Raw genomic sequence first — 18647 nt, forward strand, 5'->3', positions numbered from 1 at the left:
CCGCCCACTTCTCCATCGGCTCCGGCACCAAACTCGCCGTCGAGGACGCCCTCGCCCTCGTCGGGCGGCTGGCTGGACGTGGCCCGGACGGCGTGCCGGCGGCCCTCGCGGCGTACGAGGCCGAGCGGCGCCCGCTCGTCGAGTCCACCCAGCGGGCCGCCCGGGCGAGCCTGGAGTGGTTCGAGGAGCTGGAGTGGCGACGGGACCGGACGCCCCGCCGGTTCGCCTTCGACCTGCTCACCCGCAGCCGCCGCGTCACCCACGACAACCTCCGGCTCCGCGACCCGGCGTTCGTCGCCGCCGTCGAGGCGGAGGCCGGCGTTCCGCCCGGCACGCCGCCCATGTTCACCCCCTTCACGCTGCGCGGACTCACCCTGCGCAACCGCGTGGTGGTCTCCGCGATGGACATGTACTCCGCCACCGACGGCACGCCCGGCGACTTCCACCTCGTCCACCTCGGGGCGCGCGCCCTGGGAGGCGCGGGGCTGGTGATGACCGAGATGGTCTGCGTCAGCCCGGAGGGCCGCATCACCCCCGGCTGCACCGGCCTCTACACACCCGCCCACGAGGCCGCCTGGCGCCGGATCACCGACTTCGCGCACACCGCCGCCCCCGGCACGGCCGTCGGCGTCCAGCTCGGCCACTCCGGCCGCAAGGGGTCGACCCGGCTGATGTGGGAAGGCATCGACGACCCCCTGCCGGAGGGCGGCTGGCCGGTGGCCGGCCCGTCCCCGCTGCCGTACCGGCCGGGCGTCAGCCAGGTGCCGCGCGAACTCGACGTCCACGAACTGCAGGCGATAAAAGAACAGTTCGCACACTCCGCCACCGCCGCCGCCCGCGCCGGCTTCGACCTCCTCGAACTCCACTGCGCCCACGGCTACCTGCTCTCCTCCTTCCTCTCCCCCCTCACCAACCACCGCGACGACGCCTACGGCGGCGACCTCCCGCGCCGGCTCGCCTACCCCCTGGAGGTCTTCGACGCCGTCCGCGCCGCCTGGCCCGCCGACCGGCCGATGACCGTCCGCGTCTCGGCGACCGACTGGGCCCCCGGCGGCACGACCGCCGACGACGCGGTGACCGTCGCCCGCGCCTTCGCCGCCCACGGCGCGGACGCGGTCGACGTCTCGACGGGACAGGTCGTCCCCGACGAACGGCCCGCCTTCGGCCGGTCGTACCAGACGCCGTTCGCGGACCGGATACGGAGCGAGGCGGGCGTCCCGGTGATCGCCGTCGGCGCCATCTCCTCCTGGGACGACGTCAACTCGCTCATCCTCGCCGGCCGCGCCGACCTCTGCGCCCTCGGCCGCCCCCACCTCTACGACCCGCACTGGACGCTGCACGCGGCGGCGGAGCAGGAGTACGCCGGGCCGGGGGTGACCTGGCCGGTCCAGTACCGGGCGGGGAGCCGGAAGCCGCCGGTGGGACGGCGGGGGTAGGGCGCGCCCCGAGAAATCAGCCCGTCCGGCGATCGAGGACGCGCGCCGCAGGCGCGCTCTTGGGGCGCGGGGGCTCGCCCCCGCAAGGAGTGGTGAAAGGGCGGGGCAGGGGCTCAGCCCCCCGCCGGCCCACCGTCCAGTACCCCCGCCACAAACGTCTCCCCCACGTCCCGCAGCCTGCGGTGCAGCGCCGAGAACACCCGCGCCGACCGCGCCCCGGGCCAGTCCGCCGGCAGCAGGGCGGCCGGCAGGCCCGGGTCCGCGTAGGGCAGGCGCCGCCAGGAGTCCAGGGCCAGCAGGTAGTCCCGGTAGGCGTCCTCCGGCGGGACCGGCCGCCGTCGCGCCCAGCGGCGCAGCACGGGGTCGTGCGCCTCCAGGAAGGCGCGGTGCCGGTGGGCGAGCGCGTCCAGGTCCCACCAGCGGGCCACGGCCTCGGGGGTCGCCTCGAAACCCAGGTGCCGGCCGCGGAACAGGTCCACGTACGGCGCCAGGCCGAGCCGCTCCAGCGTGTGCCGCGTCTCCTCGTGCACATGCGCGGGGGCGATCCAGACGCCCGGCGCGGCCGTCCCGAAGCCCAGCCGGGACAGCCGCGAGCGCAGCAGGTGCCGCTTGTGCCGCTCCTCCTCGGGAACGGAGAACACCGCCAGCAGCCACCCGTGGCCCGGGCGGGCGGCGGGGTGGCCGAGGATCCGCCGGTCGCCGTCGTCCAGCAGCTGCCGGGCCGCGTCCGAGAGTCCGTAGCCCGCCGCGCCGTCCGCCGTCCGGCCGGAGGTCAGCAGGCCGCGCCGCTTCAGCCGGGAGACCGCCGACCGTACCGAGGGCGCGTCCACGCCCACCGCGCCGAGCAGCCGGATCAGCGCCGCGACCGGCAGCGGGCCGGCCGGTCGCCCGGCGGCCCCGCGGCCGTACGCACCGTAGAAGGAGACGATCAGCGAGCGGGGGGTGTGGGACGGCTGGTGGTCAGTCACGGGGAAACTGTAAAGCGCCCGAACGCAGCCGGAACCGCTGGAGTTTGCCGGTGGGCGTGCGCGGCAGCGCGTCGAGGAACTCGATCTCGCGAGGGCACTTGTAGGGGGCGATCTCCTTTTTGGTGAACTCCCGCAGGTCGTCGACGGTGCGCCCGGTGCGCGGGACGCCGGGCCGCAGCACCACGTGGGCGACGACGACCTCGCCGCGCAGCTCGTCCGGCCGCCCGGTGACGGCCGCCTCCAGCACGTCCGGGTGGCGCAGCAGCGCCTCCTCGACCTCGGGCCCGGCGACGTTGTGCCCGGCCGTGACGATCATGTCGTCGGCGCGGCCGAGGAAGGTGTGGCAGCCGTCGGGGTCCCGCACGTAGCGGTCGCCGGTGAGGTTCCAGCCGTCGCGGACGTACGTCGTCTGCCGCTCGTCCGCGAGGTAGCGGCAGCCCACCGGGCCGCGCACCGCCAGCAGGCCGGGCGTGCCGTCGGGCAGCGGCCGGCCGTCGTCGTCGACGATCCGCGTCTCGAAGCCCGGCACCGGGCGCCCGGTCGTGCCCGGGCGGGACGTCGTGTCGGCGGCGGCGAGGAAGATGTGCAGCATCTCCGTGGCACCGATCCCGTTGATCAGCGCCAGCCCGGTGGCCGCCCGCCAGGCGTGCCACAGCGCGGCGGGCAGGTGCTCGCCCGCGGAGACGCACCGGCGGAGGGACGACGTGTCGTACGAACCGATCCGGTCGAGCATCGCCCGGTACGCCGTCGGGGCCGTGAACAGCACGGAGACGCGCTGCCGTCGGACGTCCGCCAGCAGTTGCCCGGCGCCCGACCAGCCGGCGAGCACGGTCGAGGCCCCGGCCCGCAGCGGGAAGACCAGCAGCCCGCCGAGGCCGAAGGTGAAGCCGAGCGGCGGGCTGCCGCCGAAGACGTCGTCCGGCCGGGGCCGCAGAACCTGTGCGGAGAACGTGTCGGCGACGGCCAGCACATCCCGGTGGAAGTGCAGGCAGCCCTTGGGCGGTCCGGTGGTCCCCGAGGTGAACGCGACCAGCGCGACGTCGTCCGCCGAGGTCGCCACCGCGTCATACGATGGCGGTTTCTTTGCCGACAGCCGCAGCAGGTCGCCCGGCGAGCCGCCGCCGAACGGCGTCGTCCGCAGCCCGGGCACGGCCGCCTTGACGAGCTCGCCGGTGGACCGCGCGTCGCACAACGCGTGCCGTATGCGGGCGGTCCGGCAGATGACGGCCAGCTCGCGGGCGCGTTGGGCGTCGGGGACGGTCACGGCGACCGCCCCCGCCTTCAGCACCGCCAGCCAGCAGGCGGCGAGCAGCGGGGTGGTGGGGCCGCGCAGCAGCACCCGGTTGCCGGGGACGACGCCCAGGTCGGCGGTGAGCGCGTGCGCGATCCGGTCGACACGCTCGCGCAGCTCGCCGTACGACCAGACGCTCCCGGCCTTGTCCCGCACCGCGGGCCGGTCGGCGCCCAGCCGTTCCGCGGTCGCGTCCAGCAGCTCCGCGGCGCAGTTGAGCCGGTCCGGGTAGCGCGGTACGTCCGGACCGAGGGGCAGGTCGGGCCACTGGCCGGGCGGGGGGAGACTGTCCCGCGGGAAGGTGTCGACGTGGGCCGACGGCATGAGCTCCATGACGGGTCGCGCCCCCTCGTGCCGGGAAAGGGTGGAGGTGCGTGGGGGTCTTGCCAGCCGCAAGGATGCGCTGCCAGCGTAACGAGCCTGTGACGACAGTCAACAGAGCGCGACGGCTGAGAGAAGGAGCGACGGCGATGCCGCCACCACAGGACCCCACAGACGACCGGCCGCAGGCCCCTTCCGACGAACGGCCGCAGGACCCCACCGTCGAACGGCCGCCGAACCGCCCGTCGTTCAGACTGACACACGAACAGCGCGCCTGGGCGGCGTCGCTGCGCACCCTGACCGCCCGCCGGTTACGCCCGCTCGCCGAAGCGGGCGAACCCGGGCGCGTCAACCGCCCGCTGGTCGCGGCGCTGGGCGAACACGGCTTGCTGGAGCGCCTGTTCCCCGCCGACGGAACGGTTCGCGCCGTCGACCTCTGCCTGCTGCGCGAGGCGCTGGCCCAGGAGTGCACCGAGGCGGAGACCGCCCTCGCCCTCCAGGGCCTGGGCGCCCATCCGGTCGCGCGGGCCGGCACGGAGGCGCAGCGGGCCCGTTGGCTGCCGGAGGTCGTCGCCGGCCGGGCCGTCGCCGCCTTCGCGCTGAGCGAGCCGGAGGCGGGATCGGACGCCGCCGCCCTGCGCCTGCGCGCCGAGCCCGTCCCCGGCTCGGGCTGGACGCTGCACGGCGAGAAGCAGTGGATCTCCAACGCCCCGGAGGCCGACTTCTACACCGTCTTCGCCCGGACCCGCCCGGACGCCGGCGCGCACGGCATCACGGCGTTCCTGGTCCCGGCCGACCGGCCGGGCCTCGGCGGCCGGCCCCTGCACATGATCGCCCCGCATCCGGTCGGGCTGCTCACCTTCGACGGCGTTCTCGTCGGCCCCGACGACGTCCTCGGCGAAGTGGACGGCGGCTTCCGCGTCGCCCTGCGCACCCTCGACCTCTTCCGGCCGAGCGTCGGCGCCTTCGCCGTCGGCATGGCCCGCGCCGCCCTCCGCGCCGCCCTCGCCCACGCCGGCGAACGCCACGCCTTCGGCGGCCCGTTGAAGGACCTCCAGGCCGTCTCCCACCGGCTCGCCGACATGGCCACCCGTACCGAGGCCGCGGCCCTCCTCGTCCACGCCGCCGCCGACGCCCACGACGCGGGCGAACCGGGCGTCGCCGGCCGCTCGGCCATGGCCAAGCTGTACGCCACCGAGACGGCCCAGTACGTCATCGACGCCGCGATCCAGATCCACGGCGCCCGCGCCCTGGAACAGGGGCACCTCCTGGAACACCTGTACCGCGAGGTCCGGGCGACGCGGATCTACGAGGGCGCGACGGAAGTGCAGCGCACGATCATCGCGAGGGAGCTGTACAAATGAGTGGGAGCCCCAAAGGCAAAGGAATGCCACACTTCGCCCGCGTCAATCCAGCGCAACTCGCCCCACCCCGCGGCTTCACCCACGCGGTCACCGCCCAGGGCGGCCGCCTCGTCTTCCTCGCGGGACAGACGGCCCTCGACGCCGCGGGCCGCCTGATCCCGGGCGACCTCCCCACCCAGTTCGAACGCGCACTGACCAACCTCATCACCGCCCTCTCGGCCACCGGCGGTACTCCGGCCGACCTCGCCCGCGTCACCGTCTACACCACGGACGTCGCCGCCTACCGCGCCCACACCCCCGAACTGGGCCGCATCTGGCACCGGCTGGCCGGTCGCCATTACCCAGCCATGGCGGTGATCGGCGCGGTCCGCCTGTGGGACGAGGAGGCGTTGGTGGAACTGGACGGGGTCGCGGTGCTTCCATGAGTCTCCCCGCCCGGGAGAAAACCGGACGCCCCGGACGTTGCGCTCCATACGGAACCGAATGGCGCGACAGGCGGGAGACGGACATGGCGCACGGACGACGGTGGTGGCGGAACCGGTTCGCGGCCGGGGCGCTGGCGGTCGGAACACTGGTGGTCGGGGCGGCCGCGTACTGGTTCCAGCCTTGGAAGCTGTGGCAGAACGAAACGGTCCACGAGGCGGCCCCCACCGCCACCACCCTGGCCAACGGCACCCTCATCAGCCACGAACACACCACCACCGGCACCGTCCGCGTCCTCCGCCTGCCGGACGGCAGCCGCACCCTCCGCCTGGAGGGTCTCTCCACGAGCAACGGCCCGGACGTGAAGGTCCTCCTCAGCGACGCCCCGGTGAAACCGGGCCGCGCGGGCTGGCACGTCTTCGACGACGGCGCGCACCTCAGCCTGGGCTCCCTGAAGGCCAACAGGGGCGACCAGAACTACCCCCTCCCGCCCGAAGCGGACCTCTCCCGCTACACGAGCGTGAGCATCTGGTGCGACCGCTTCGACGTCTCCTTCGGAGCGAGTGAGCTCACCAAGGCATGACAGCAACGTACAAGACACCGCGACACGTTGCCGCCGAGACTCACCCCATGAACAACACCGAGCCCGTCAACCTCACAGAGGCTCTCGCGTCCTTCACCGACGTCTACAGCCCGCGCATCGTCGCCCGCATGAACGACTACGACGTCCGTATCGCCCACACCCGCGGCGAACACGTCTGGCACGTCCACGAGGACACCGACGAGTTCTTCCTCGTCCTCGACGGCCGCTTCGACCTCGCCCTCCGCGCCGCGGACGGCACGGAGCGCACGGTGGAACTCCACAAGGGCGACACCTTCACCGTCCCCAAGGGCACCGAACACAAGCCCTCCTCCCCAGGCGCCTCCATCCTCATGTTCGAACCCACCGGCACCCCCACCACAGGCGACCGCCACGAGGGCGACATCCCGTCCCACGTGGACAGCACGACGGGCCACGAACTCGCCTGACCGCCCTACGCGACCCGTCCCGTGGGCGCGGGACCGGGCGCGGCGGCGTTCGTCCGTCAGATGTCGCGGAAGATCTCGATCTGGGCGCCGATCGAGTTCAGGCGGTCCGCCAGGTCCTCGTAGCCGCGGTTGATGACGTAGACGTTGCGGAGGACCGAGGTGCCCTCGGCGGCCATCATCGCCAGGAGGACGACGACGGCGGGGCGGAGGGCCGGGGGGCACATCATTTCGGCGGAGCGCCAGCGGGTGGGGCCCTCGACGAGGACGCGGTGGGGGTCGAGGAGTTTGACGTCGGCGCCGAGGCGGTTGAGGTCGGTGAGGTAGATGGCGCGGTTGTCGTAGACCCAGTCGTGGATGAGGGTCTGGCCCTGGGCGAAGGCGGCGATGGCGGCGAAGAAGGGGACGTTGTCGATGTTCAGGCCGGGGAACGGCATGGGGTGGATCTTGTCGATGGGGGCGCGGAGCTTGGAGGGGCGGACGGTGAGGTCCAGGAGGCGGGTGCGGCCGTTGTTGGCGCGGTACTCGGGGCTGCGCTCGTGGTCGAGGCCCATCTCCTCCAGGACGGCCAGTTCGATCTCCATGAACTCGACGGGGACCCGGCGGATGGTCAGTTCCGATTCCGTGATCACTGCCGCGGCCAGCAGGCTCATCGCCTCCACCGGGTCCTCCGACGGCGCGTAGTCGACGTCGCGGTCGATGCGGGCCACGCCGTGCACGGTGAGGGTCGTGGTGCCGATGCCCTCGACCTTGACGCCCAGTTCCTCCAGGAAGAAGCAGAGGTCCTGGACCATGTAGTTGGAGCTGGCGTTGCGGATGACCGTGACGCCGTCGTGCCGGGCGGCGGCCAGCAGGGCGTTCTCGGTGACGGTGTCGCCGCGCTCGGTCAGGACGATGGCGCGGGTGGGGGAGACGCTGCGGTCGACCTTCGCGTGGTATGTGCCGTCGGTGGCGGTGATCTCCAGGCCGAAGTGGCGCAGCGCCGTCATGTGCGGCTGGACGGTACGGGTGCCCAGGTCGCAGCCGCCGGCGTACGGGATGCCGAACTGGTCCATGCGGTGCAGCAGCGGGCCGAGGAACATGATGACGCTGCGGGTGCGCCGGGCGGCCTCGTGGTCCATCGCGTCGAGGTCGAGGTCGGCCGGGGGCACGATCTCCAGGTCGTTGCCGTCGTTGATCCAGCGGGCGCGGACGCCGATGCTGCCCAGGACCTCCAGGATCCGGTAGACCTCCTCGATCCGGGCCACTCGCCTGAGGGTGGTGCGGCCGGCGTTCAGGAGGGTGGCGCAGAGCAGGGCCACGCAGGCGTTCTTGCTGGTCTTGACGTCGATCGCGCCGGACAGCCGACGGCCGCCGACGACCCGCAGGTGCATGGGTCCGGCGTATCCCAGAGAGACGATCTCACTGTCCAGCGCTTCACCGATACGGGCGATCATATCAAGACTGATGTTCTGATTTCCTCGCTCGATGCGATTGACCGCGCTCTGGCTGGTGCCGAGCGCGTCGGCGAGCTGTGACTGAGTCCAGCCGCGGTGCTGCCGTGCGTCACGGATGAGCTTGCCGATGCGGGCGAGGTAAGCGTCTGTCATGAGGTAGACGGTATCTCAGATATGAGATCTTTCGCGCGACCTTCTCGTGATCTATCTTTGTTCTATTGCTATGCGAACAAGTTTTCCTGTGTCCGACGTTGAGAGGTGGTCGGTGAACCTTCCCCTGCGCACCGCCGGGCGGCCCTGGCGCCCCGCCCTCGTCCTGGTGCCCTACCTGCTGACGGTCTCCGTCTTCCTCGCCGTCCTCGCCGGCCGCCGCGACCGGCTGGCGGACCGGATCGCCACGCACTTCGACGGCTCCGGCCGGGCGGACGGCTTCACCGCCGCGAGCTCCTTCACGTACCAGGCGCTGGCCCTCGTCCTCTCCCTCGCCGTCCTCTTCGCCGCCCTCGCCTTCTTCCTCGAACTCGAGGTCCTCTCCTGGCGCACCCTCGCCGCCACCGCCTACGCCGTCGCCGCGCTGATCGCCTCGCTCCTCGTCTGGACCGTCCTCGGCAACGCCTCCGCCGACGCCCCCGAGGACGCCCGGCTCGGCCTCGGCGCCCTGGCGACCACCCTCACCTCGGCCCTCGCCGCGGGCACCCTCGGCGTCCTGCTCGCCGGTCTCACCGCCCCGCGTCCCCGTGAGGCACCCGCCGCCGTCACCGCCGCTCCCCGGCTGCCGCTCGGCGCGACGGAAGGCGCGGTCTGGACGCGGTCCGTGGTCTCCCGCCCGCTGCTCGGCCTCGGCGTCGCCCTCCTGATCGCCGGCGCCGGGTTCGGCCTCGCGGCCGGCTGGACGGCCGGACTGGGCCTGGGATCCGGCGCCCTGCTGCTCCTCGCCCTGCCCGGCGCCCGCGTCACCGTCGACCGCCACGGCCTGACCGCCGCACCCCTGTGGGCGCCCCGGCCCCGGCTGCGCATCGGCCTCGACCGCGTCGTGTCGGCCGACGCCCGCGCCGTCGACGCGTTCCGCGAGTTCGGCGGCTGGGGGTACCGCGTCCGGTCCGGCCGCAGCGGGCTCGTGCTGCGCTCCGGCGACGCCCTCGTGGTGCGGCTGGCGACCGGCGGCGAGTTCTTCGTCACCGTGGACGACGCGGCGACGGCCGCCGCCCTGCTCAACACCCTCGCCGACCGGGCCCGTTCGCGCGCCGGCGACGGGAGCTGACGTGCTCGTCCGGCTCGACCACGGATCGCCCGTGCCGCTCGGCGACCAGATCGCCGCCTCCGTCCGCGGCGCGGTCGCCGACGGCTCGGTGCGCCCGGGCGAGCGGCTGCCCGCCGCCCGGGCCCTGGCCGACTCGCTCGGCGTCAACGTGCACACCGTCCTCCGCGGCTACCAGCGGCTGCGCGAGGAGGGGATCATCGAACTGCGCCGCGGCCGGGGCGCGGTCGTCGCCGCGGGTGCCGCCGTCGCCGACCGCGCCCGGCTGCTCGCCGCCGCCGGCCGGCTCGTCGCCGAGGCCCGCTCCTCCGGACTGGGCGACGAGGCCATCCTGGATCTCGTCCGGACCAGCCTCGGGTCGGCCTGACTGGCAGCCGGGGAAGGTGAGTTGACTGGACCCCGGCCCTCTCCTCCGGTGGTTCTCCATCCCCTGAGCGAGATCGCGCGAGGCTGCGCGACACTGGAAGGGGAAGCCAGAGGCGAGGGGAGCCGATCGATGACCGAACGCAAGCCGCCCGGCATGGACTTCGAGACGTGGGCCGACGTGCAGATCCGCGAGGCGACGGCGCGCGGGGAGTTCTCGGACCTCCCCGGCTTCGGCAAGCCGCTGCCCGGCCTCGACCGCCCCTACGACGAGATGTGGTGGGTCAAGGAGAAGATGCGGCGGGAGAACCTGTCGTTCCTGCCGCCCTCCCTCGTCCTCCGCAAGGAGGCGGAGGACGCCCACGCGGCGGCGCTCGGCGCGCGGTCGGAGGGGGAGGTCCGGCGCGTCCTCGCCGCGATCAACGAGAAGATCGCCGCGGCCCTCCGGCGGCCCCCGGAGGGGCCTCCGCTCCGCCTCGCGCCCTTCGACGTGGAGACCGTGGTGCGCGAGTGGCGGGAAGGGAGGGAGGGGAAGGAACGGCCGGCATAGGCACCCCCGCTCACCCGTCCGGCCGTACCCGCCCCCGCCGATCTCCCGCGCCCGCCACCTGCGAGGATCGGAACCGGGGGCGGCCCGGCAGCCGGGCCGCGACGACGACGATGGGGGGCCGCGTCATGGGCGCGTCGCCGGGTTCCTTGGGCGCTTTCACAGGGGACGAGGCGCGCACGCGCTTCCTCGCCGCGTACGACCGCGCGATGGCGCACTGGCCGGAGCCGCGCGAGGAGCGGGACGTCCCGACGGCGTTCGGCACCACGCGGGTGCACGTGTACGGCAAGGGGGACGCCACGCCGGTCGTCCTGCTGCCCGGGCGGAACGCGACCCCGGCCGTCTGGTCGGCGAACGTCGCCGCGCTCGGCGCCGCCCGGCCGGTCCTGGCCGTGGACGTCGTCGGCGAACCGGGGCGCAGCCCGCAGACGGCGCCCCTCCGGACGCCGGAGGCCATGGCGGCCTGGCTGGAGGAGGTGCTGGACGGCCTCGGGCTGGAGCGGACGCACCTGCTGGGGATGTCCTACGGCGGGTGGGCCGCCGCCAACCACGCCACGCGCGCCCCCGGACGGATCGCCTCCCTCACCCTTCTCGACCCCGCCCGCACCCTCGCGCCCCTCAGGCCGGGCTTCGTCACCGGCGCGGTCCTCGCCGTGCTCAGCCGCTCCGAGGAACGCCGGCGCCGGTACTTCGGCAGGGTCATCGGCGACTGCGGAGCCGGCGCCGAGGCGGCCGAGGCCCAGCTGCGGGTGCTGCTGGAGGCGCTGGACGGCTTCCGCGGCCGGCTGCCCCAGCCCCGGAAGCTCACCGACGACGAACTGCGCTCCATCACCGTCCCGGCCCTCGTGCTCCTCGGCGGCGACAGCCTCGCCGCCGACGCGCACCGGGCCGCCGCCCGGACCCGGCTGCTGCCCGACGCCCGGGTCCGGATCGTTCCCGGCGCGGGGCACACCATCCCGGCGGCGGAGCTGAACAGCCGGGTCCCGGAGTTCCTGGCGGAAGTCGACCGATCGCGGGCCTAGCCCGGACGGGTGGGGCGAAATACGCTCACCGTTATGAACGTGTCACAAGAGGACGCTCCAGAAGCCGTAGGCGACGTCCCCCGCTGGATGGCCGTCGTCTCGACGACCGCCGACATCCTGCTCCTGCTGTTCAAGTCCGTGATCGGGGGCAGCAAGGGCAGGTCCGGCGCGACGGCCGGCGACGGGGGCGGAGACGGGGACGGCTAGGCCCGGGCGTGACCCAAAGCGAAACTCCGGGCGTGACCCAAGGCGAAACTCCAGGCGTGCCCCGGGGCGGACTCCGGGCATGACCGATCCCCGGCGATGTACTAGAGTTATCTCGACATCGAGATATATGCCGAGAGAGGCGTACCGCTGTCGCGCCACTAAGGCTTACCTAAGTTAGGGCAACCTTAGCGGACCGGCGCGACGTTGTCGCGGCAGGATGGCCGCAGTACGCGCGTACGCGCATTCATGCAATGAAGGAGACTGTCGTGTCGGCGAACAGCTTCGACGCCCGCAGCACGCTGCAGGTGGGCGACGAGTCGTACGAGATCTTCCGGCTGGACAAGGTCGAGGGTTCCGCTCGCCTTCCCTACAGCCTCAAGGTGCTGCTGGAGAACCTGCTCCGCACCGAGGACGGCGCCAACATCACCGCCGACCACATCCGCGCGCTGGGCGGCTGGGACTCGCAGGCCCAGCCCAGCCAGGAGATCCAGTTCACGCCGGCCCGCGTGATCATGCAGGACTTCACCGGCGTCCCCTGCGTCGTCGACCTCGCCACCATGCGCGAGGCCGTCAAGGAGCTCGGCGGCGACCCGGCGAAGGTCAACCCGCTCTCCCCGGCCGAGCTGGTCATCGACCACTCCGTCATCGCCGACAAGTTCGGCACGAAGGACGCCTTCGGCCAGAACGTCGAGCTGGAGTACGGCCGCAACAAGGAGCGTTACCAGTTCCTGCGCTGGGGCCAGACCGCCTTCGACGACTTCAAGGTCGTCCCCCCGGGCACCGGCATCGTCCACCAGGTGAACATCGAGCACCTCGCGCGTACGGTCATGGTCCGCAACGGCCAGGCCTACCCCGACACCCTCGTCGGCACCGACTCGCACACCACCATGGTCAACGGCCTCGGCGTCCTCGGCTGGGGCGTCGGCGGCATCGAGGCCGAGGCCGCGATGCTCGGCCAGCCGGTCTCGATGCTCATCCCGCGCGTCGTCGGCTTCAAGCTGACCGGCGAGCTGCCGGCCGGCACCACCGCCACCGACCTCGTCCTCACGATCACCGAGATGCTGCGCAAGCACGGCGTCGTCGGCAAGTTCGTCGAGTTCTACGGCGAGGGCGTCGCCGCCACCTCGCTGGCCAACCGCGCCACCATCGGCAACATGTCGCCGGAGTTCGGCTCCACCGCCGCGATCTTCCCGATCGACGGCGAGACCCTGAACTACCTCAAGCTCACCGGCCGCAGCGAGCAGCAGGTCGCGCTCGTCGAGGCGTACGCCAAGGAGCAGGGCCTCTGGCTCGACCCGGCCGCCGAGCCCGACTTCTCCGAGAAGCTGGAGCTCGACCTGTCGACGGTCGTCCCGTCGATCGCCGGCCCGAAGCGCCCGCAGGACCGCATCGTCCTCGCCAACGCCGCCGCGCAGTTCGCCCAGGACGTCCGCAACTACGTCGACGACGTGGACGAGGCGGGCAAGGAGTCCTTCCCGGCCTCCGACGCCCCGGCCGTCTCCGCCGGCGCCCCGTCGAAGCCGGTCACCGTGACCGCCCCCGACGGCTCGACGTACGAGATCGACCACGGCGCCGTCACCGTCGCCGCGATCACCTCCTGCACCAACACCTCGAACCCCTACGTCATGGTCGCCGCGGCGCTCGTGGCCAAGAAGGCGGTCGAGAAGGGCCTGACCCGCAAGCCTTGGGTCAAGACCACCCTCGCCCCGGGCTCCAAGGTCGTCACCGACTACTTCGACAAGGCGGGCCTCACCCCGTACCTCGACAAGGTCGGCTTCAACCTCGTCGGCTACGGCTGCACCACCTGCATCGGCAACTCCGGCCCGCTGCCGGAGGAGGTCTCCAAGGCCGTCAACGACCACGACCTCGCCGTCACCTCGGTGCTCTCCGGCAACCGTAACTTCGAGGGCCGGATCAACCCCGACGTCAAGATGAACTACCTGGCGTCCCCGCCGCTGGTCGTGGCCTACGCGATCGCCGGCTCGATGAAGGTCGACATCACCAAGGACGCCCTGGGCACCGACCAGGACGGCAACCCGGTCTTCCTGAAGGACATCTGGCCCTCCGAGGCCGAGGTGAACGACGTCGTCGCCAACGCCATCGGCGAGGACATGTTCAACAAGTCCTACCAGGACGTCTTCGCGGGTGACGCCCAGTGGCAGGCGCTGTCCATCCCGACCGGCAACACCTTCGAGTGGGACGCCGAGTCCACCTACGTCCGGAAGCCCCCGTACTTCGAGGGCATGACGATGGAGACCACCCCGGTCACCGACATCGCCGGCGCCCGCGTCCTCGCCAAGCTCGGCGACTCGGTCACCACCGACCACATCTCCCCGGCCGGTGCGATCAAGGCCGACACCCCGGCCGGCAAGTACCTCACCGAGCACGGTGTCGAGCGTCGTGACTTCAACAGCTACGGCTCCCGCCGCGGCAACCACGAGGTCATGATCCGCGGCACGTTCGCCAACATCCGCCTGCGCAACCAGATCGCGCCGGGCACGGAGGGCGGCTTCACCCGCGACTTCACGAAGGACGGCGCCCCGGTGTCGTTCATCTACGACGCCTCGCAGAACTACCAGGCCGCCGGCATCCCGCTGGTCATCCTGGGCGGCAAGGAGTACGGCTCCGGCTCGTCCCGCGACTGGGCGGCCAAGGGCACGGCCCTCCTCGGCGTCAAGGCCGTCATCACCGAGTCGTACGAGCGCATCCACCGCTCGAACCTCATCGGTATGGGCGTCCTGCCGCTCCAGTTCCCGGCCGGCCAGTCGGCCGACTCGCTCGGCCTCACCGGCGAGGAGACCTTCTCCATCACCGGCATCACCGAGCTGAACGAGGGCACCACCCCGAGCACGGTCAAGGTCACCACCGACACCGGTGTCGAGTTCGACGCGGTCGTCCGCATCGACACCCCCGGTGAGGCGGACTACTACCGCAACGGCGGCATCATGCAGTACGTGCTGCGCTCGCTGATCCGCAAGTAAGCGACAGGCGCCACACGGCCGAGGGCCGCACCCCGCGTTCGCGCGGGGTGCGGCCCTCGGTGTGTACGGGCGGACGCGGTCGGGCGGTCGGCCGAAGGGGCCGCCCTTCACATGGCCGCGAACTCGTCGTGCACCGTCCGCAGGAAGTCCAAGGACGCCGAACGCGACAGCGCCGCCGTCTTGACCAGGTCGAAGAGGCGCCGGTTGTGGTTCACGACGTCCCGCTCCTCGATGAGCTGACCGCTGCGCGCCCACTCGGTGTACACGACGGGCGGACTGTCACAGAAGTCCATGACGGTCACAAAGCTGTCCATGAAAGCTTCCGCCATGGCCGTGAACGGGAGCACTTGCACGACGACGCGTGACCGTTGGGCCATGTCGATGAGGTGGTCGGTCTGCTGCCGCATGACGGCAGGGCCGCCGATGTGTGCGCGCAGGGCCGACTCGCAGACGACCGTGGACAGAATCGGATGCGACGGGTCGCGCAAGATCTTCTGGCGCTCCATCCGGCCGCTCACCCAACGGTCCACCGTTTCCCTTGCGACGAAAGGCTGAGCGGCGCGTGTGATGGCGTGCGTGTAGTTCGCGGTCTGCAAGAGGCCGGGTACCAGCACCGGTGAATACGCGGTGATGCTCTTGGCCTTGGGCTCCAGGTCGACGGCGTCCACGGCGTAGTCGGCCACGCACTTCGCCTGCCGGGCCAGCCTGCACAGTCGTTGCATGTGCTCGCCGGTTCCGAAGATCTCGTCGAACCGCTTCGACAGCTCCAACTGCGGGATGCGGATGGCCGACTCGAACTGGCCGATGTACGAACCCGAGCAGAACGCACGTGCCCCGAGCTGTTCCTGACTCAGACCGGCGGCGTCGCGCAGACGGGCCAGCTCGGAGCCGTAGAACGCCCGGGGATTGGCGTAAGGATTCCTGTCCTTGGATGCGGTCATCCGCTCAACGTAGACCCGTGAGGCCGCGGCGCGGGACGGAACGGACAGGTGTCCCTCAGAAGAGCAAGCGGTACTGGTTCCAGCCCGACTTCCCGATCAGCGTGCGGGACTTGAAGGGCGCCGACGCCCGGCCCGTGCCCTTGTACAGCCACAGCGCGCCCTTGCCGTCGCGGGCGATGAGGTCCGGGTGGCCGTCGAGGTCGACGTCGCCGGTGCCGAGGAGGAGGTTGAACTGGTTCCAGCCGTCGCCGACGCGGGTGCGGGACTTGAAGGGGCGGGCCGTGTCGCCGGTGCCCTTGTACAGCCAGAGGGTGCCCTTGCGGTCGCGGGCGACGATGTCCGTCCGGCCGTCGCCGGTGAGGTCGGCGCGGCCGGTGATCGCGGTGTACTGGCCCCAACCGGGGCCGACCTGCTTGCGGCCGGTGAGGGAGCCGTCGGCCTTGGCCAGGTAGAGCCAGAGCACGCCCGCGCGGTCGCGGACGAGGATGTCGGACTCCTTCGAACCGCCGAGGGTGCCGGGGGAGAAGAAGCTGTCGTACTGGCCCCAGTCGGTGGCGACCAGCCGGGGGCTCTTCTTGCCGAAGTACCCCACCTCGTCGCGTCCGTCGAGGATGTACGTGCCCTCCGCGAACCCGTCGCGGTCGTGGTCGACCGCCGTCGCGCCCTTGACCGCGTTCCAGTCGCCGTCGACGGTCTTGCGCGGGCCCAGGCCGCCCTTGCCGTCGGGCACGTAGAAGTAGTAGCCGCCGTCGCGGCGGACCGCCTGGAGGGGCAGGAAGGGCGCGTCCGGCGATATGCGGGCGTCGGGCTTGGCGGCCAGGGCCGCCGGCGGCCGTACCGCCGGGACGGAGCCGGGGCCGGGGGCGTCCGCCGAGGCCGTGCCGGCGGTGACGGCGGCCAGGGCGACGGCGGTCGCGGCGGTGAGGGCGCGCGACAGGGCGCGGCCACGGGAACGGCCGGGAACGTGGGGCACGTAGGGCTCCGTACGGTAGGCGTAGGGGAACGGCACGACGGAGGTACCGCGTGCGTACCGCACCGCGCCCCCCGCGTGATCAGTGATGCTGCCACACGGCCCCGGAGGCCCCGGAGTTGAGGTCCCCTCAGCGTCCGACTCAGCCTCGCGCGTAGTCCCTGAGGGACGGTTCCAGCAGGTCGAACGCGCGGACCGCCGCCGCCCCCACGGCCTCGGCCACCTCGTCGCCGCTCCGCCCGGCGAGGGTGAGCTCCTGGATGCGGCCGAAGAGGACCCGGTGGACGCCGCCCAGCGCCGCGGCGGCGGCGTACGGGGTGACGTCGTCCGCCGGTGCGTCCGTGGCCTCGGCCAGGGCGGCGGCGAGGGCGTCCTCGCGGCGGTCGTGGAGGCCGCGCAGACAGACGGAGAGGGTGGGGCTGTCGGCGATCATGCGGGTGAAGTCCGGCCCCGCGAAGCCCGCGACGGGGTCCCGCTCGGCGACGGCCGTCAGGAAGGAGCGGCGCAGGGCCGCGAGGGCGGACTCGCCGGGCTCGCGGGCGGCGACGGTCCGGGCGAGCCCCTGGACGAACTCCTCCTGGTGGTCCAGCGCCATGTCCTCCTTGTGCGGGAAGTAGTTGGTGACCGTTTTCTTGGCCACGCGGGCGGCGTCGGCGATCTCGGCGATGGTGGTGCGCTCGAAGCCCTGCGCGATGAAGAGCCTGGTGGCGTGGTCGGAGATCAGCCGGCGCGTCTCGCGCTTCTTGGTCTCGCGGAGGCCGGGGGGCGGGGTGTCCGGGGCGGCGGTCGGGTACGGGTCCATGGGCGAACTTTACCCTCGCCCTACTTTTTCGTTGACGCCGCCAGGGCGTCCGACGTAAAGTTACCTCCGTAGTAAATTTCAGTTGAGCGTAACAACCTCGACTCCCCGACCCACGGAGGATCCTTGCCGCTCGTCACCCCGTCCCCCTTCGACGCCGGCACCGAGTTCGACCGCCAGGTACGCAACCTCACCGACCGCGGCTACCCGGCCCTCGCCGGTCTCGACGACGAGAAGTTCGCGGCCCTGGTCGCCCCGCTCCGCGCCGAGGCCGTCGCCCTGCCCGGAGGGGCCGACGCGCCGTACGACCTCGAAGCCGGCCGGGTGCCGTTCCTGCTGGTCGTCGCCCGAGACGTGGTGCCGGTCGAGGAGACGATGCCCCGTACGACCCTGCACGGCGGGCGGCTCCCGGGGTTCGTCGACCACTCCTTCGAGCCCGGGGCGCTGGAACGGTTCGTCGCGACCGAGGAGACCGGAGCCGGCGGACTCTCCGCGTACCTGCTGTACGGCGTGGAGCGCGGCGAGGAGTTCTGCGGCGCGGTGCCGGAGACGGCCATGGCCGCCATCGCCGGGCGCGGGCGCACCCTGCTCACCATCGAGGAGGGCGTCGCGCTGATCACGCACTTCCCGGAGGTGCTGGTCAAGAACAAGTGCTTCTCGCTGGGCGGTTCGCGCTGCGGCGACCGCCGGGTCCCGGCGATCTGGATCAGCAAGAAGGCGCCGAAGCTGGGCTGGTGCTGGGCCGGCAACCCGCACACCTGGCTCGGCATGGCCTCGGCGGCCGGCCGGCGTGCCGCGGGGGAGTGACACCGGCCGGGCCCTGACACGCCTGTGGCGCCCTTCCGGGAAGGAAGGGCGCCACAGGTTGACTTCGCGAGCTGACGCTACGTCAGAACATCAGCCGGTACTGCCCGAAGCCGGTACCGACCTTCACTGCCCCCTTGAAGGGAGCGTTCTGCTTGCCGGTGCCCTTGTACAGCCACAGGGCGCCGGACTTGTCGCGCGCCAGCAGGTCCGCGCGGCCGTCGCCGTCCACGTCACCGGTGCCGACCAGCAGGTCGAACTTGCCCCAGCCGCCGCCGACCTTGGTCCGGCCCGCGAAGGGCTTGTTCAGGTCGCCGGTGCCCTTGTAGAGCCAGAGCGTGCCGGACTTGTCGCGGGCGACGACGTCCGTCTTGCCGTCACCGGTCAGGTCGCCGCGGCCGGCGATCTGGTTGAACTGGCCCCAGCCGCCGCCGACCTTCTTGCGGGCGGACAGCTTCCCGAGGATGTCGGCCTGGTAGATCCAGAGGAC

19 protein-coding genes are annotated in these 18647 nt (G+C 72.4%); 12 read left to right on the plus strand and 7 right to left on the minus strand.

The window, feature by feature from the left end:
• Window positions 1-1436: oxidoreductase (locus JNW98_RS10705; protein WP_443732496.1), on the plus strand; the 1436-nt coding region annotated here is incomplete at its 5' end.
• A 113-nt stretch (window positions 1437-1549) separates the two neighbouring features.
• Here the strand turns inward: JNW98_RS10705 and JNW98_RS10710 are convergent.
• Window positions 1550-2404, minus strand: coding sequence for a PaaX family transcriptional regulator (locus JNW98_RS10710; RefSeq protein WP_223767907.1), 855 nt, complete (start codon window positions 2402-2404; stop codon window positions 1550-1552).
• On the minus strand, window positions 2397-4028 hold the full coding sequence (locus tag JNW98_RS10715) for an AMP-binding protein (RefSeq protein ID WP_223767908.1): 1632 nt from the start codon (window positions 4026-4028) through the stop codon (window positions 2397-2399). The genes JNW98_RS10710 and JNW98_RS10715 overlap by 8 nt, the downstream gene beginning before the upstream one ends.
• Before the next feature lie 137 nt (window positions 4029-4165).
• Here JNW98_RS10715 and JNW98_RS10720 point away from each other — a divergent pair, with 137 nt between their 5' ends.
• From JNW98_RS10720 to JNW98_RS10735, 4 genes are all read left to right on the plus strand, one after another.
• The gene (locus JNW98_RS10720; RefSeq protein WP_223767909.1) at window positions 4166-5380 is read left to right on the plus strand and encodes an acyl-CoA dehydrogenase family protein; all 1215 of its coding nucleotides are present in this window, start codon (window positions 4166-4168) and stop codon (window positions 5378-5380) included.
• 23 nt (window positions 5381-5403) lie between these two features.
• Window positions 5404-5805: a RidA family protein gene (locus tag JNW98_RS10725; protein WP_223767910.1), complete on the plus strand. Its 402-nt coding sequence runs from the start codon at window positions 5404-5406 to the stop codon at window positions 5803-5805.
• Window positions 5806-5888: 83 nt separating this feature from the next.
• On the plus strand, window positions 5889-6386 hold the full coding sequence (locus JNW98_RS10730; RefSeq protein WP_223767911.1) for a DM13 domain-containing protein: 498 nt from the start codon (window positions 5889-5891) through the stop codon (window positions 6384-6386).
• Window positions 6387-6433: 47 nt separating this feature from the next.
• Window positions 6434-6832, plus strand: a complete 399-nt coding sequence (locus tag JNW98_RS10735) for a cupin domain-containing protein (RefSeq protein WP_223767912.1) — start codon at window positions 6434-6436, stop codon at window positions 6830-6832.
• Between the two features lie 56 nt (window positions 6833-6888).
• Here the strand turns inward: JNW98_RS10735 and JNW98_RS10740 are convergent, their stop codons facing one another.
• Entirely contained in the window at window positions 6889-8418 is a 1530-nt protein-coding gene (locus tag JNW98_RS10740; protein ID WP_223767913.1) for a helix-turn-helix domain-containing protein, read from the minus strand.
• 112 nt (window positions 8419-8530) lie between these two features.
• Here JNW98_RS10740 and JNW98_RS10745 point away from each other — a divergent pair, with 112 nt between their 5' ends.
• The 6 genes from JNW98_RS10745 to acnA all read left to right on the plus strand — a co-directional run bounded on the left by JNW98_RS10745 (window position 8531) and on the right by acnA (window position 14643).
• Window positions 8531-9526 (plus strand): hypothetical protein, encoded by a 996-nt coding sequence (locus JNW98_RS10745; protein WP_223767914.1) that lies wholly within the window; start codon window positions 8531-8533, stop codon window positions 9524-9526.
• Between the two features lies 1 nt (window position 9527).
• On the plus strand, window positions 9528-9890 hold the full coding sequence (locus JNW98_RS10750; protein WP_223767915.1) for a GntR family transcriptional regulator: 363 nt from the start codon (window positions 9528-9530) through the stop codon (window positions 9888-9890).
• 129 nt (window positions 9891-10019) lie between these two features.
• The gene (locus tag JNW98_RS10755) at window positions 10020-10436 is read left to right on the plus strand and encodes a DnaJ family domain-containing protein (protein ID WP_223767916.1); all 417 of its coding nucleotides are present in this window, start codon (window positions 10020-10022) and stop codon (window positions 10434-10436) included.
• 146 nt (window positions 10437-10582) lie between these two features.
• Entirely contained in the window at window positions 10583-11455 is an 873-nt protein-coding gene (locus tag JNW98_RS10760) for an alpha/beta fold hydrolase (protein ID WP_223767917.1), read from the plus strand.
• A gap of 33 nt (window positions 11456-11488) precedes the next feature.
• The gene (locus JNW98_RS10765; RefSeq protein WP_223767918.1) at window positions 11489-11662 is read left to right on the plus strand and encodes a hypothetical protein; all 174 of its coding nucleotides are present in this window, start codon (window positions 11489-11491) and stop codon (window positions 11660-11662) included.
• Window positions 11663-11913: 251 nt separating this feature from the next.
• Entirely contained in the window at window positions 11914-14643 is a 2730-nt protein-coding gene (acnA, locus tag JNW98_RS10770; protein ID WP_223767919.1) for an aconitate hydratase AcnA, read from the plus strand.
• Between the two features lie 107 nt (window positions 14644-14750).
• Here the strand turns inward: acnA and JNW98_RS10775 are convergent, their stop codons facing one another.
• The 3 genes from JNW98_RS10775 to JNW98_RS10790 all read right to left on the minus strand — a co-directional run bounded on the left by JNW98_RS10775 (window position 14751) and on the right by JNW98_RS10790 (window position 17356).
• Window positions 14751-15584 carry a helix-turn-helix domain-containing protein gene (locus JNW98_RS10775; protein ID WP_223767920.1) on the minus strand — a complete coding sequence of 278 codons (834 nt, stop codon included), beginning with the start codon at window positions 15582-15584 and terminating at the stop codon, window positions 14751-14753.
• A gap of 55 nt (window positions 15585-15639) precedes the next feature.
• Window positions 15640-16557, minus strand: a complete 918-nt coding sequence (locus JNW98_RS36135) for an FG-GAP repeat domain-containing protein (protein ID WP_308015548.1) — start codon at window positions 16555-16557, stop codon at window positions 15640-15642.
• A 139-nt stretch (window positions 16558-16696) separates the two neighbouring features.
• Window positions 16697-17356 (minus strand): TetR/AcrR family transcriptional regulator, encoded by a 660-nt coding sequence (locus JNW98_RS10790; protein WP_223767921.1) that lies wholly within the window; start codon window positions 17354-17356, stop codon window positions 16697-16699.
• Window positions 17357-17479: 123 nt separating this feature from the next.
• Here JNW98_RS10790 and JNW98_RS10795 point away from each other — a divergent pair, with 123 nt between their 5' ends.
• Window positions 17480-18160, plus strand: coding sequence for a DUF5701 family protein (locus JNW98_RS10795; protein ID WP_223767922.1), 681 nt, complete (start codon window positions 17480-17482; stop codon window positions 18158-18160).
• 82 nt (window positions 18161-18242) lie between these two features.
• Here JNW98_RS10795 and JNW98_RS10800 read toward each other — a convergent pair.
• The coding region (locus JNW98_RS10800) for an FG-GAP repeat domain-containing protein (protein ID WP_223767923.1) at window positions 18243-18647 on the minus strand (405 nt) is incomplete at its 5' end.

The organism is Streptomyces huiliensis (genome assembly GCF_020037025.1).
GTDB lineage: Bacteria > Actinomycetota > Actinomycetes > Streptomycetales > Streptomycetaceae > Streptomyces > Streptomyces huiliensis.